This is a genomic window from Fodinibius halophilus (assembly GCF_011059105.1).
Classification (GTDB): domain Bacteria; phylum Bacteroidota; class Rhodothermia; order Balneolales; family Balneolaceae; genus Fodinibius; species Fodinibius halophilus.
Map to the genome: position 1 here is coordinate 127,542 of NZ_JAALLS010000001.1, position 13,842 is coordinate 141,383.

The window sequence follows — 13,842 nt, forward strand, 5'->3', positions numbered from 1 at the left end:
ATCGGGTCGGTTAAATTACTTTTATATTATCGATGAAAAATTGGTCTGAATTTATATTCAACGACGAACCTTTTTTTGAAGAAAAGGCAAAGCAAGTTTTTAAACATCAGTTTAAGCATAATGCGGTCTATCGCAATTACTGTGAGGCGCTGGATGTAGGGACTGATATCCTGGAAGGAGTGCAGTATGATATTAACCAGGTACCGTTGCTTCCCATCAAAGCGTTTAAGGATACAACGGTTACAAGTAGTCCTGATAAAGAACCGGAGCTCACTTTTAAAAGCAGTGGCACCTCTGATATGCAACGCAGTATCCATACCGTGGTGGATGCCTCACTGTATGAAGAGTCACTGCTCAGAGGATTCCAGCAATTTTATGAGCTGGAAGATACGGTGATTTGGGGCTATACTCCCGGTTATTCAGATAACCCGGACTCTTCCCTTGTATACATGATTCAGAAGCTTATTGACCAAGATAACAGTGGGTTAAGTCGGTTTCTGCCACTGGATGAACCCATAAACCCGGGAGCTGTTAAAGAAGTAAAACGTCAACGAAAGCAGTTGATTATTTTTGGAGCTGCTTTTGGGTTGTTGGATCTACTTGAGTTACAAGATATCGATTTGCCCTCAGACAGTATCATCATCGAAACAGGGGGCATGAAAACCTATAAGCGTGAAATTTCCCGTGTTGAACTGCATAAAAAGCTGGCTTCCGGATTCGGATTGAATGGTAATCGTATTCACTCGGAATATGGAATGGCAGAACTACTCAGTCAGGCATACGCTACCGGTGGACAGTGGTTTAATACAGTGCCGTGGATGCAGGTGAGTATTCGTAATCCCCAAGATCCGGCAGAAGTACTATCACCTTTTGATGAAGGATTAATTGGGATAATTGATTTAGCCAATGTTCATAGTTGTTCTTTCCTGTTGACCGATGATATGGGAGTGATGGATGAGAGGGGACGTTTTAAGGTATTGGGGCGTAGGAATCCCAATAATCCGCGAGGCTGTAATTTTTTAATTGAAGTAGATTAAAACGGGTATCATTTTATGAAAAATATGCAGAAAAGAGTAGAAGCACTGCTGGAAGCAACTGAAAATTGGTTGAAAGAAGATAATAAGTACCTGGCAGATGCAATTGATCGTACGGCGCGGGAAGGATACTTCAGTCTTGAAGATATTGAGTATGCCATTGCAGCTATTAAAGAAAGTATTACCAAAGAAGCCCTTGAGGATTGGGTCGGTCACGTGAACCCCAATTCTGAAAATAGTGCAGAAGGGCAAAATGTGTTATGCTTGCATGCCGGAAATTTGCCACTGGTTGGATTCCAGGATGCCTTCTCTACCTTATTGAGTGGGGCAAAGTATACGGGTAAAATATCACGCAAAGATCCTTATCTGCTGCCAACCTTTTTGAATGAAGTGAAGCAGATGGATTTATGGTCTGATATGGATGTTCAGTGGACTCATCGGTTGGATGATTTCGAAGGAATGCAGCATGATGCTATTATCTTTGCCGGCTCGGAATCATCGGTTCCAGGAGTGAAAGATGCCATTCAGCAATATAATCTTGCCAAAGAACACACACAATTCTTAATTCGTACTTCACACTTTTCGTTGGCGTATGTAGATCGTGACGATTTAGAAACGGTCGAGGATCTGACAAACAGCATTCTACGTTATAGTGGAAAAGGATGTCGGTCAGTGGCCATAGTAGTTTCTCCCTATGAGCTTAATGAAATTAAGGAGAAGTTTACAGAATGCGCTAAATCATTCTGGTTAGAGAATCCTCAGCACGAAACTCCTGCACCCAGTCTAAAACAGCAGGTCGCATATAATAAAGCAGTGGGGCGCGATCAGCTCTGGCTGGATTATTTTCTCATCCAGGAAGAGGGACTGGAGCTGAACCAGGATTTTATTTGCTACTGGATAAAGGGAGATGAAAAAACAGCCGCACAGTGTGCTGAGAAATACGAAGGTCAAATTCAAAGCATTTATGTAGCGGACCAGGATGTTACGATTCCGGGATGGGAATCAAATACTGAACTTCTTGAAAATGCCCAAACTCCCCCAATCTCATGGGAGCCCGATGGTATTGATACCTTAGTTTGGTTGATGAGGTAATGATTACATATTGTTAAAAAGTTTTTTTTGTTGCATTTTCTGTATGTGATGGTCTCGCAGCCATTGCATTCTTCTATTGAGATCTCAAGAGCGTTATTTAAGTAGCACTTCTTCTGCAAATATCATCATAATAACGGATAAACATCCGAAAACACATATTTAAAGAGAACAATGGACAAGAGTAAGATGATTTTAGGACTATCAGAAGTTAGCCTGGATATGGTTGATAAAGTAGGTGGTAAAAATGCTTCACTGGGCGAAATGATTGGCAATCTCGCCGATCGGGGTATTAATGTGCCAGATGGCTTTGTGGTTACCGTAGCAGCCTATGATAAATATATGGAGGCCAACGGACTTACAGACCATATTCGAACACTCGTAGATCAGCTGGATGTTGATGACCTGGTACAGCTTAGAAAAACGGGTATGCAGATTCGCCAGCTTATTATGGATGGTAATTTCCCCGATGATCTAAAAGAAGTTATCGAAGATCGTTATGAAGAGCTGTCATTGAATTACGGAAAGCCGGCAACGGATGTAGCAGTTCGCTCATCGGCAACAACTGAAGATCTGCCTGATGCCTCTTTTGCAGGACAGCAAGATTCTTTTCTGAATGTCCGTGGCCATAATAATGTAATTAACTCCATAAAAGCTTGTTTCGCCTCACTATTTACAGATCGGGCTATTTCATATCGTACTTCGGCTGGTTTCGATCATATGACTGCCAAACTATCGGTCTGTATTCAGAAGATGGCTCGTTCCGACCTGGGAGCCTCGGGCGTTTCATTTTCTATAGATCCCGAAAGTGGATTTGATAATGCCGTAATAATCAATGGTACATTCGGGCTTGGTGAACTGTTGGTGCAGGGAGAAATATCTCCTGATGAGTTTATTGTTTTTAAACCCACTTTAGCAGAAGGGAAAGATGCTATTATTGAAAAGAAGCTGGGGGAGAAAACGCATAAACTGGCATATGGACATAAACCAAATGAATTAACTCGGAAATTAAGCCTGGAAGAAGAGCAGCGAAAACAATTTTGCCTGACTGACGAGCAAGCACTTCAACTGGCTAAATGGGTCGTAGAAATTGAAGAATACTATACAAAACGTAATGACCGCTGGACCCCGGTGGATGTCGAGTGGGCATATGACGGGCTGTCAGAGGAGCTTTTTATTGTACAGGCCCGGCCCGAAACGGTGCATGCCAATCAAAAGGTGGGAAGTCTCACCCAGTTTAATATTGATGATGAGAATCGGCACGAACGCCTCATTTTTGAAGGCATAGCTGTTGGCGACCGGATAGGCAAAGGAGAAGTCAATGTTATCCATACGCTTGATGGACGCGATGGTTCTGCCGATGAAGCAGACTTTGAAGATGGACAAGTGTTAGTTACGGAAATGACCGACCCTGATTGGGAACCCCTGATGAAAAAAGCATCAGCTATTGTTACTAATAAAGGGGGACGAACATGCCATGCTGCTATTGTCGCCCGGGAGCTGGGTATTCCCGCTATTGTGGGTTCAACAGTAGCCACACAGACGCTTAATAACGAACAGGAAGTGACCGTTTCTTGTGCTGAGGGCAGTTCGGGAAAAGTTTATGAGGGATTAATTGACTTTAAAGAAATTGATCATCAGATATCAGACCTGCCGGAAACCGAAACGCCAATTATGCTAAATGTAGCCTCCCCGGATATGGCATTCAAATTTAGTAAGGTTCCCAATTCAGGTGTGGGGTTGGCCCGGGAAGAGTTTATCATCAATAATTATATCCATGCCCATCCGCTGGCACTATTGTATCACGAAGATATTGGTGATGAAGAACTCACCGAAAGAATCAATGAAATTACCTATGGCTATGATGACGAATCGGAATTCTTTATCAAGAAGCTATCCTATGGGATCGCACATATTGGTGCAGCCTTTCATCCCAACAGGGTCATCGTTCGGTTCTCGGATTTTAAATCCAATGAATACCGAAACCTGGTAGGGGGCAGCTATTTTGAGCCCGAAGAAGAGAACCCTATGATCGGCTGGCGGGGAGCTTCACGTTATTACTCTGACAAATATAAAGTGGCATTTGGATTAGAATGTCAGGCTATTAAAAGGGTTCGGGAAGTTTATGGACTTACCAATATTACGGTAATGATTCCATTTTGCCGTACGCCCGAAGAGCTCCAAAAAGTACTTGCAGTCATGGAAGAATATGGCCTCAAACGCGGTGAAAATGGCTTGGAAGTTTACCTGATGGCTGAACTGCCATCCAATATTATGATGGCCGAAGAGTTCGCTGAACATGTTGATGGATTTTCTATTGGATCTAATGATCTAACTCAACTAACCTTAGGTTTAGATCGTGATTCCTCGCTCGTAGCTCATGTCTACGATGAACGGAACGAAGCCGTCAAACGCATGATTCTTATGCTGCTGGAAAAGGCTAAAAAAACAGGGACGAAAGTTGGAATTTGTGGACAAGGTCCGTCAGATTTCCCCGACTTCGCTGAATTCCTGGTGAAAAATGGAATCGATACAATCTCCGTAACACCAGACTCTATGTTCAAAACGTTATATTCAATCAGTGAGCTAGAGAAAAAACTGGTGAAGGCTGAATAACGCCCCCTTTCCCTCAAAGCACATCTCTCGTCGGGCGACCGGGGTTGTCGTCCGACGAATCATATAAAGCAAGGAAAAGTGAAATCCCGATGATTGAAAAACCATGTCATTCCGAGGGGAGCGTAGCGAAATCAAGGAATTTCCCAGAATAAGTTCATCTAGCGTCAAATAAGAAGCCCTCATGGATTAACCAATCGTTTCAGGGAAATTGCCACACCCTTACAGGCAACCCACGGTACTCCTCCCCGTAAAATGGGCACCGCGCAATGACAGGCGTTGATTTTAAAATTCAAAAGCAGTGTCACTGCGAGGGATTCCGGCGATTTTTCGGAAGACCGCGGCAGTCTCCCTTTCTTAGTTCGTCTAGGATCTAAAGGGCAACCATCATACATCAACCAGTTGCTTCATGGAGATCGCCACGCTTCGCTCGCGATGACAAGCGTTGTTGTGAGAAGTTATGACAGCCGTTGAAGAGCAAGAAAAAGTCATAGCATTCCTTGTGGCACTATTGGTGAAAAAGCTGGGAGGTGAATCGAAGGAGGTGCCAGAAGACAACGGAAGGTTGTGAATAAAAAAAGGGGTGCTCACGCACCCCTTTTCACATTGGTGCTTTTTTTAGATTTAGTTTTGTTCGATAGGAGGAGCACCGGCTTGTTGTACCGCTTGCTTAAGTTCAGGTATCACATTTTCAGTGAATTTGCTGAGATCCTTCTTAAATGAGGCCAGCTCTTCTTTTCCTGTTTTAATGGCATCTTTGTGCATTTCGGTAGGACCGTAGGTAGTACGAAGGGCACGGTATCCCACAAATAAGCGAGAACGCGCTGACGGTTCATCCCCCAACTGTCCCACTTGTTGTTTAGCTTCGCTGCCATTCATCTGTTCATTGAGCTCTTTAAGCTGTAAACGGGTCTCATTTAAGCGTTTGTATACGTCAGGAGCTTCTTGATCTGCCCTGGAGAGTGCACGCTGCATAGCTCCAACCTGGTTCATTGCATCCTGCAGTGAATTGGTCGTTTGAGTTAGGTCTTGCTGGAACTTTTCAAGTTCCTCACGGAATGCAATAACCTCTTCGTTGGATGCTCCTTCTAACGCACCGTCACGAAGGGGAACAACCTCAAAGGTAACCGGATCAGAAAGCTGTGTAACTTCACCGCGAACCACTTTCGAAAGCGTAGCGGTGTAGGTGCCCGGAGTAGCCATAAAGCCGCCACCAAAGTATCCTTGGGGGGTCTCTTCCATCTCTACAACATCTTTCGATGGATATTGCAGCTCCCAGTTTACCCGGTGAAAACCTTTTGTGGCTGGTCCTTTAACTCGGTTAACCACATTGCCATCTTCATTTTTGATAGTGATAACAACTTTGGGTTTTTGTTCACGCATCTCTTTCTCAAGATTATCCCAGCCGGGGAAGGGGACATCTTCATCCTTCTCAAGATCTTGCTCGCGTTTTTTACGCTGTGCCTCCAGTGATTTATAACTGTCCTTGAGATAATAAGTGAAAACAGTACCAAAAGGTGGGTTATCAGCTTTAAAGTGACTAGCACCCATTGAGCCTACCACACTATTTTCAATATACCAGTAGGTATCACGAGGTGTAAAGAGTTTGGCCTCTTGACTAAGTGTCTCATCATCAACCTCACGAAGCGGACTGTAGTCGTCCAGTATATAGAAGCTTCGGCCAAAAGACGCCCCGACGAGGTCATTATGATCACGCTGAATTTCCAAGTCGCGGAAAGAGATTGTTGGTACACCACCTTTCAGCTGTTGCCAGTTTTCGCCACCATCAACAGTAAAGAAGATGCCAAATTCCGTTCCTGCGAATAAAAGATCTTTATCTTTATGATCTTGTATAACTCTCCATACCAGGTGCCGATCGGGGAGGTCATCGCTAATCAATTCCCAGGACTCACCACGATCGGTACTTTTGATGAGGTAAGGATTTAAGTCTCCATTCTTGTGATCATCCATCGCTACATAAACGGTATTAACGTCAAAACGATCAGCTTTAATATCATTAATGAAGGCTTTAGAAGGCACGTCATCAATATCGGAAAGTTCAATTTCACGCCAGCTTTCGCCGCCATTTTCAGTAACCTGTATGCGACCGTCATCCGTACCTGCATATATTAATCCCTCTTTTTTGGGAGATTCAGCCAGTGAGGTAATGGTGTTAAAATTTGACATAGCGTTCATATCCCATGGATTATCCCAGCTGCGCTGCTTACCCATGATTGGGAGCTTGAGACGATTTTGATCCAAAGTGAGATCTTCCGAGATCGCGGTCCAGCTGTTACCACGGTTTTCTGACACCCAAACGCGTTGTGAAGCTACAAGCAGTTTTTTGGGATTATGAGGACTGATTTCTACCGGGGCATCCCAGTTAAAGCGTTCAGACTCATCGTCTTTACCGGCTTGGGGTTGAATGTAAACCTGGTCACCGGTTGTTTTATCGATACGGTGTAGTCCTCCTTGCTGGGTTTCAGCATAAAAGATGTTGGGGTTACCCGGTTCAGTAGCGGTGTCATGCCCATCCGCAAAAAGAGTTTTGCTCCAGTCTGCATTACGGATTCCATCTTCATTATCGGTTCGCGAAGGCCCTGTTTGAGAACCGTTATCCTGGGTACCGCCATAAATATTGTAGAAGGGCTTGGCATCATCTACAGCCACTTTATAAAACTGGGTGATCGGCATATTATTGATGAAATTCCAGTTGTCGCCATGGTCAAAGCTCTCATAAATTCCACCGTCAGATCCTACTAATAGATAATCAGGATCATCTTTTCGAAATGCCATAGCATGGCTGTCTGAGTGTTTAGCCTTTTCCTGGAGATTACTAAAGTTTGCTCCGTGATCATTTGATACTTCAATTCTGACATCCATCAGGTAGATTCTACCAAAATGATGAGGGGAGGCATACAGTTCTTGATAATAATGAGGTCCGGTACCGCCTGCTACAGTGTTAGACATTTTTTTCCAGGATGCACCGCGATTATCAGATTTATAAACTCCGCCGGTAGTGAGATCAAGCGTTATGGCAGCATAGACGATATCGGGTTTCTGAGGAGATATTGCCAACCCAATTTTGCCCATGTTGGAGCCGGGCAGTCCTCTCTTTTTCTCATCCCAACTTTCGCCACCGTCGGTACTTTTGTAGATGCCGGTACCGGGACCACCGCCCATATATGCTGCTGCGGTACGGTGTCGTTGCCAAGTTGCGGCATACATTCTGTCAGGGTTACGGGGATCAAGAACGAGATCAGTTACACCAACCCATTCATCATCACCTAATACTTTTTTCCAGTTCTGTCCACCATCGGTAGATTTATATAAACCACGGTCGCCACCTTTATCCCAAAGTGGGCCTTGTGCAGCTACCCAGATGATATCCGAATTTTCGGGATGCACAACAATCTTAGAAATGTGTTCAGAATCTTTAAGCCCCATATTTTTCCAGCTGGAGCCTCCATCTGTACTTTTATATACCCCATCCCCATAGCCGACATGGCGTCCGCCAACATTTTCACCGGAGCCAACCCAAATAGTACTCGGGTTATTCGGATCTATAGTAACCGACCCAATAGAATAGGATGATTGGTTATCAAAAATAGTATCCCAGGTAGTTCCTGCATTCTTGGTTTTCCATACGCCTCCTGAACCTACTGCCACGTACCATGTATTTTCATCATTAGGATGTATGGCTATATCGGCAATACGACCCGAGGTAAGAGCCGGACCAACACTTCGTAGTTTTAATCCATTATAACTCGTTTCTGATACAATTGATCCATTATCCTGTGCGGCCATTGGTAGGGTAGATACCGCAAAGAGGATCAGCAGAAGAGCACTAAGTTTTGTTTTCATACTGAACTGGTATTTATTAGAAAGAATAGTATTTGAAACTATAATTATTTTTGATGTTCATTACCAATTCTATTTACAGGATTTAAAACGAAGCTTTAGATTGATAAAATAATGTTATGTGAATATGAAAAGGCTGGTCCTAATACAATAGAGAAATGCTATACTGTTTATTAGACAAAGAAGGGATACAAATAAGTATGTTAACTAATCTTATTTAATTACCAGTTACTTATTATTAAATAAAATGGTAACGAGCAGAATTGTATCAGATTTTACACTGTATGAATATGATTGTTCTTTCTCGAGGTATAACCAATCATCTTCAGTCAGCTCCATGCCCTGTCCATCTATATTAAAGAAAATGTCACCCTTGAGACAATGTATCGACATCTCGCCTTCTACGCTATGTTCTTCGATACACTTACCATGAGGCAAATACATGCGGATAACCTCCATGTCAGATGTTTTTACAAGAGCATAGGTAGAGTCATCCTGTAAATTATCTGTTAGGTTTTCCAGATTAATTGGTTCGCCTGATACAATGTGACCTGTGCTCATGACAACCCCTGTCTTTTTCTTTTGATATGCTGTTTCAAATCTAACCAGAAAAAGAGTTCCGGGAAAGTATTATTGCATAAATTTTTACGGTCGTCCGTAAAACTCAGTGGAGGTGTCAGGATGCAGAAAAATCAAAAAATTGATGATTTGGTCTCGGTGGTGAGTCGTTCTAAAAACTGCATACCCCGAACAGAATTTCCTTTTTTATTGAGTGGTGGACTCCATACAGCAATGCTATAAACGCCTGGATTTACGGCTCCAATTCCCCCGCCAACTCCACTTTTACCGGGCAGGCCAACTTTAAAAGTAAAATCCCCGGATTGGTCGTAGAAACCACAGGTTTGCATAATAGCATTAATGCGTTTGGCTTTACTGGCTGTTATTATCTGTTCGCCCGAAGAAGGGGAGAGGCCCCGGTTGGCATACAGTAAAAAGGTGTGAGCCAATTCCTTGCAGGTCATTTCCAAAGAACATTGATAGTAGTAGAAGTCGAGAACTTCCTCAACATTGTTCGTAATATTCCCGAAAGATTTCATAAGGTTTACCAAAGCCGCATTGCGGTGGCCGTGCCTTTTTTCTGACTTGGCTATTCTATGATTGTAGCTAATAGAATGATTCTCGGAAATAGAACGTACAAAATGCAAAAAATCTTTCTTGGGTTCTTCAAGAATACTTATCAATAGATCAGATATAACCAGTGCCCCGGAATTAATAAATGGGTTGCGGGGGATTCCTTTCTCATATTCTAACTGAACCAAAGAGTTGAATGGATTACCTGAAGGTTCTACTCCAACTCGAGTCCATATGTCATTGCCCCCAAGATTAAATGCAAGTGTAAGAGCGATAACTTTTGATATACTCTGGATTGAGAAGGATTCATCACTGTTCCCAAAAGAAAAATCTTCACCATCCAAGGTGGATAAATGCACTCCAAATTTATTAGAAGGTACCTTAGAAAGTTCAGGAATGTATGAAGCAACTTCACCCTGGCAGGGGATGCCACGAATCTGTTCAGAGATATTGTGAATAATCTGTTGGTAGTCCATAGATAAGGTAGTACTGATACAATTTAGTAGTTAGGGAAATTATTAGGGAGCTTTGCAAAACTCGGTAATGTCATCCTGAATTCAGTTCAGGATCTCGGTTTTAATGCTAATAACTGTATATGAGATGCTGAAACAAGTTCAGCATGACAAGATGTGACTAGTTTCGCAAAGCCCCCTATTAAATAATCAAAAAAATAATAGAAAGGGAATCTTTTATATAATCCAAAAGGGAAATCTTAGCCTATTAGCTTATGCAGATTAATATCTAAATAGATAAAAGGTTTTGTGCTATCAGGTCTCTTGATGAACGTATCCCACTTATGAAAGTGATATTGTTTCTACTTTCGAAACCATTGGAACTGAGAGATTGGCAAAGAAAAAAACGCGGTTCTTAAGGACCGATCATACCCGCAGGGAACGGTAAAATAATTGTCTTTTTGAGTAGTCTGATAGTTGGTAGCCTTCCTGTTACCGGTTTTATGATCTGGTGGGGGCGTCGTAAAAAGGTCATGCATCAATCCCGCCGAAATGGGAAGCAAAAAGAGAAATCAAAGCTGGTTAATGCTGCATAAGAAATAACCCAAAGAGAATGGTCAACCCAATTTACTACACAAAATAATTACTGGCCGACCCGGAATTACGTTCTATCTTGAAGTTTATTTCAAAACAGGCACCCTGACCATTCTTGATGCTGAGGTCCCCATTTAACTGTTGTGTAAGCTGTTGGACCATGGAGAGGCCTAAAGAGCTTGACTCTTGGAGGTCGAAATCTTTTGGCAGTCCTTTACCGTCATCATCAACCATAATACTGACATTCTTGTCATTTTGCTTCATTTTAATTTTTAGTTCTCCCTTCGCCTGTTTATCAAAACCGTGTTTGTAAGCGTTGGTGACCAGCTCATTGATGATAAGAGAGCAGGGAATCGCCTGATTGACATTTAGCTTAATATTATTGCTGAATACTTTTAATGATATCTCCTTACCATCAGTATTGACGGTAGTAGATATGTTTTCGACAAGTTCTTCTACATAATCATCAAAGGAAAGGTTTGCAAAGTCTTTGGTTTGGTAAAGTTGTTCATGAATCATGGCAATAGAATTAATACGAAGCATGCTTTCATTGAGCACGCCCTTTATTTGAGAATTGTCATCCCAGTTCATCGATTCAAGTTGTAATAAACCGGAGATAACAGCCAGGTTGTTCTTTACCCGGTGGTGGATCTCTTCCATGAGTACCTGGTTGTTTTCCAAGGCAGAGGTTATTTCTGCCGTTCTCGATTTTACTTGCTGTCTTAAAAAGATAATAGCAAGGATAATCAGAACTGCTAATATACTTCCCCCCCAAATGATAATTTGCCAGTACCGTTGGGGAACCCCTATATACCGCAGATCTTGGGAACTGCGTGGAATAATTTGGTAAATAGTCTTATTTGATTCTTGGTACGTATACTTATCTAGGATTCCCTGAACAGTAATGGGATCACCAATACTAAGCATATCAAAATCAAAGCTTGCAAATTTTTCATGGCCTTTATCAATATAAACTGAGACCGTCTTTTCGGCGGAAGTAGAGGGGGCAATTTCCAGTTTCTTCCAAGCCTCTTCTTGTTGTTTGCTTACAACAACGGCTTTACCCTGTACTAAGGTCCCGAGGTATCTTTCGGGATTTTCATAAGTTTTGTCGATAGAAACAGCAGGAGGGATGTTTGAGGAAGTTTCTATTACCTGATACTCATCTGCTACGACTTCGGCCTTACCATAGTAAAGTTTGAGGGTTCCTGAGACTACTAAGCTGTCTCCTTTTTGTACTTCTTGCTTGAGTTCATCAGAGTATACTAAGACTCCTTTCAACTGGTCTTGTACATAAATAATCATTGAGTTTGCATGCAATACAGAAGAGGAGACGGTAGCGCGGCCGGTTACCGTAACTTTACTGCCTAATAGATCTAATTTTCCGTCGTTATTTTTATCTATTAAGACCTCAGAAACGGTTTTAATTTGTGTCGAGTCAGAGGTTGTTTCAGCTGAAACCTTGGAGGTCGCTATAACCAACAAGAATGAGATAAATGGTAAAGCTATAAAATATACTGAGCTATTGAGACTGTACCTTCCGAAATAATCCACCGCAGACGAACCTAAATGTTAGATACTCAATTTTTTACTTAAACCAGCTAATAGGGTGGTCGAATTATCTTTAAAGAATAATTCGAGGTAGGAAACTGAATATTTCACATATCGGATCATGTTAGTAAAACATTCAGTCAATAATTATTCATTAGTTGAAGAATTATAATATGTAGAACGATTGTACCCTAAAATTTTGTCACTCTTTTGTACTGTAAATCCCGTTACCACCGCAAAAATTTATTATGTCTTAATATATTAAAAAAAATAATATTCCTTAAGCGAATTTTATAATTGGTGAGAGTGAGAGTAGAATTATTGCACTGTTTTAATTCAAAGGGCCCTTTGCAAAACCAGGCAGTCATCCTGAATGTAATGAAGGATCTCCCTTTCAAGGGCAGCAGATGGATACTGGAGATTCTTCGACAAGCTCAGAATGACGAAATCAAAGGTTTTGCAAAGCCCTCTCAAAAAAAGTTAGTAACCAATTCCGTTTTCGCTCGTCGTACGACATAATAAATCACTACAGTTAAAAAAAATCTTAAAAATGGTATAATTATGTTACGACAGAAACTATCTTTTATTCCATTTGCGATTACATTAGCATTTTCGATTCTTTTGGTAGGGTGTAGCGGTTCTGATTCAGGGGTAGGCACTTCCGGTGAAACAGGAACATTGGAAGTACAGATGCATGATGCTCCCGCCAATTACGAAGAAGTAAATATATTTGTAAAAAGTGTAGAGGTTAATAATGCGGATACCGACACCGGCTGGGTTGTAATTAACGAGCCCCAACAAACGTATGACCTACTTGAGTTAACCAACGGAGCAACAACGGTGTTAGGTTCCAAAGAACTGGAAACCGGCACCTATGAGCAGATAAGACTGATTGTTAAGGTAGATCAAAGTTATATTGTTGTTGATGGCAAATCGCATAACTTATTTGTTCCGGGGGGTAATGAAACGGGGGTCAAATTACCGGTTAATGCCGAGATTAAACCTGATATTACCTATACACTGTTGTTAGATTTTGATGCTGCACGTTCTGTGGTTGAACGTGGAAATGAACAGTCAGGGATAAGCTATTTACTTCAGCCGGTTATTAGTGCCAGTAACCAGGCAGAAACCGGTAATATCGCCGGAACTGTAGAGCCTGTGGATGCCAATCCGTTTGTGTATGCTATTGCAGCCGATGATACGTTGTCATCAACGAAAGCGGATACTTCTGATGGTTCATTTAAGCTAATAGGGCTAGAAGAAGGCACGTATACAGTATCGGTAGACCCTACGAATGACACCTACCAAGCCAGTGATACGTCTGGTGTTGATGTAACGGTAGATAAAACGAATGAGTTAGGTACAATTCAGCTATCACAAAATTAATGATCTTCCAGGTCTAGAGACCTGAGAAGCGTTGAAAAGAGAAAAAGGCCTGCAAGTGAAATTGCAGGCCTTTTTTATTGTGTGAAATATAGCGTACTACTCGTAAAATGGAGTAGCTCACTTTTTAGGTT

The 13,842-nt window shown here is 42.0% G+C and carries 10 protein-coding genes; 6 read left to right on the forward strand and 4 right to left on the reverse strand.

All coding sequences use genetic code 11. The annotated features are described in order from the left end of the window. Positions 1–32 precede the first annotated feature (32 nt). The 3 genes from G3569_RS00465 (at position 33) to ppsA (ending at position 4,739) form a co-directional block, all read left to right on the forward strand. A complete protein-coding gene (locus G3569_RS00465; protein ID WP_165264967.1) occupies positions 33–1,037 on the forward strand; it encodes a LuxE/PaaK family acyltransferase in 1,005 nt (334 codons plus the stop codon). A 15-nt stretch (positions 1,038–1,052) separates the two neighbouring features. Beyond that, a complete protein-coding gene (locus G3569_RS00470) occupies positions 1,053–2,126 on the forward strand; it encodes an acyl-CoA reductase (RefSeq protein WP_165264968.1) in 1,074 nt (357 codons plus the stop codon). A 171-nt stretch (positions 2,127–2,297) separates the two neighbouring features. Further along, complete coding sequence (ppsA, locus tag G3569_RS00475; RefSeq protein ID WP_165264970.1) at positions 2,298–4,739, forward strand: phosphoenolpyruvate synthase; 2,442 nt, start codon at positions 2,298–2,300, stop codon at positions 4,737–4,739. A gap of 621 nt (positions 4,740–5,360) precedes the next feature. On the opposite strand, the gene G3569_RS00480 is transcribed toward ppsA, so the two are convergent. The 3 genes from G3569_RS00480 to G3569_RS00490 all read right to left on the reverse strand — a co-directional run bounded on the left by G3569_RS00480 (position 5,361) and on the right by G3569_RS00490 (position 10,204). Continuing rightward, on the reverse strand, positions 5,361–8,600 hold the full coding sequence (locus G3569_RS00480) for a VPS10 domain-containing protein (RefSeq protein WP_165264972.1): 3,240 nt from the start codon (positions 8,598–8,600) through the stop codon (positions 5,361–5,363). Positions 8,601–8,825: 225 nt separating this feature from the next. Next, on the reverse strand, positions 8,826–9,158 hold the full coding sequence (locus tag G3569_RS00485; RefSeq protein ID WP_165264974.1) for a cupin domain-containing protein: 333 nt from the start codon (positions 9,156–9,158) through the stop codon (positions 8,826–8,828). Positions 9,159–9,289: 131 nt separating this feature from the next. Beyond that, complete coding sequence (locus tag G3569_RS00490) at positions 9,290–10,204, reverse strand: glutaminase (RefSeq protein WP_165264976.1); 915 nt, start codon at positions 10,202–10,204, stop codon at positions 9,290–9,292. Positions 10,205–10,641: 437 nt separating this feature from the next. Between G3569_RS00490 and G3569_RS18670 the strand changes: the two genes are divergently transcribed. Continuing rightward, positions 10,642–10,776, forward strand: coding sequence for a hypothetical protein (locus tag G3569_RS18670; RefSeq protein WP_276611260.1), 135 nt, complete (start codon positions 10,642–10,644; stop codon positions 10,774–10,776). A 34-nt stretch (positions 10,777–10,810) separates the two neighbouring features. Here G3569_RS18670 and G3569_RS00500 read toward each other — a convergent pair whose 3' ends face one another. Further along, positions 10,811–12,259 (reverse strand): sensor histidine kinase, encoded by a 1,449-nt coding sequence (locus G3569_RS00500; protein ID WP_205719962.1) that lies wholly within the window; start codon positions 12,257–12,259, stop codon positions 10,811–10,813. Positions 12,260–12,673: 414 nt separating this feature from the next. On the opposite strand from G3569_RS00500, the gene G3569_RS18290 reads away from it, so the two are divergent. Beyond that, a complete protein-coding gene (locus tag G3569_RS18290) occupies positions 12,674–12,844 on the forward strand; it encodes a hypothetical protein (RefSeq protein ID WP_205719963.1) in 171 nt (56 codons plus the stop codon). Positions 12,845–12,886: 42 nt separating this feature from the next. Continuing rightward, the gene (locus G3569_RS00505; RefSeq protein ID WP_165264980.1) at positions 12,887–13,711 is read left to right on the forward strand and encodes a DUF4382 domain-containing protein; all 825 of its coding nucleotides are present in this window, start codon (positions 12,887–12,889) and stop codon (positions 13,709–13,711) included. Positions 13,712–13,842 lie beyond the last annotated feature (131 nt).

Excerpts from the sequence above, each read along its gene's own strand:
- G3569_RS00465 (WP_165264967.1), top strand. The coding sequence starts at position 33 with ATGAAAAATTGGTCTGAATTTATATTCAACGACGAACCTTTTTTTGAA.
- G3569_RS00470 (WP_165264968.1), top strand. The coding sequence starts at position 1,053 with ATGAAAAATATGCAGAAAAGAGTAGAAGCACTGCTGGAAGCAACTGAA.
- ppsA (WP_165264970.1), top strand. The coding sequence starts at position 2,298 with ATGGACAAGAGTAAGATGATTTTAGGACTATCAGAAGTTAGCCTGGAT.
- G3569_RS00480 (WP_165264972.1), bottom strand. The coding sequence starts at position 8,600 with ATGAAAACAAAACTTAGTGCTCTTCTGCTGATCCTCTTTGCGGTATCT.
- G3569_RS00485 (WP_165264974.1), bottom strand. The coding sequence starts at position 9,158 with ATGAGCACAGGTCACATTGTATCAGGCGAACCAATTAATCTGGAAAAC.
- G3569_RS00490 (WP_165264976.1), bottom strand. The coding sequence starts at position 10,204 with ATGGACTACCAACAGATTATTCACAATATCTCTGAACAGATTCGTGGC.
- G3569_RS00505 (WP_165264980.1), top strand. The coding sequence starts at position 12,887 with ATGTTACGACAGAAACTATCTTTTATTCCATTTGCGATTACATTAGCA.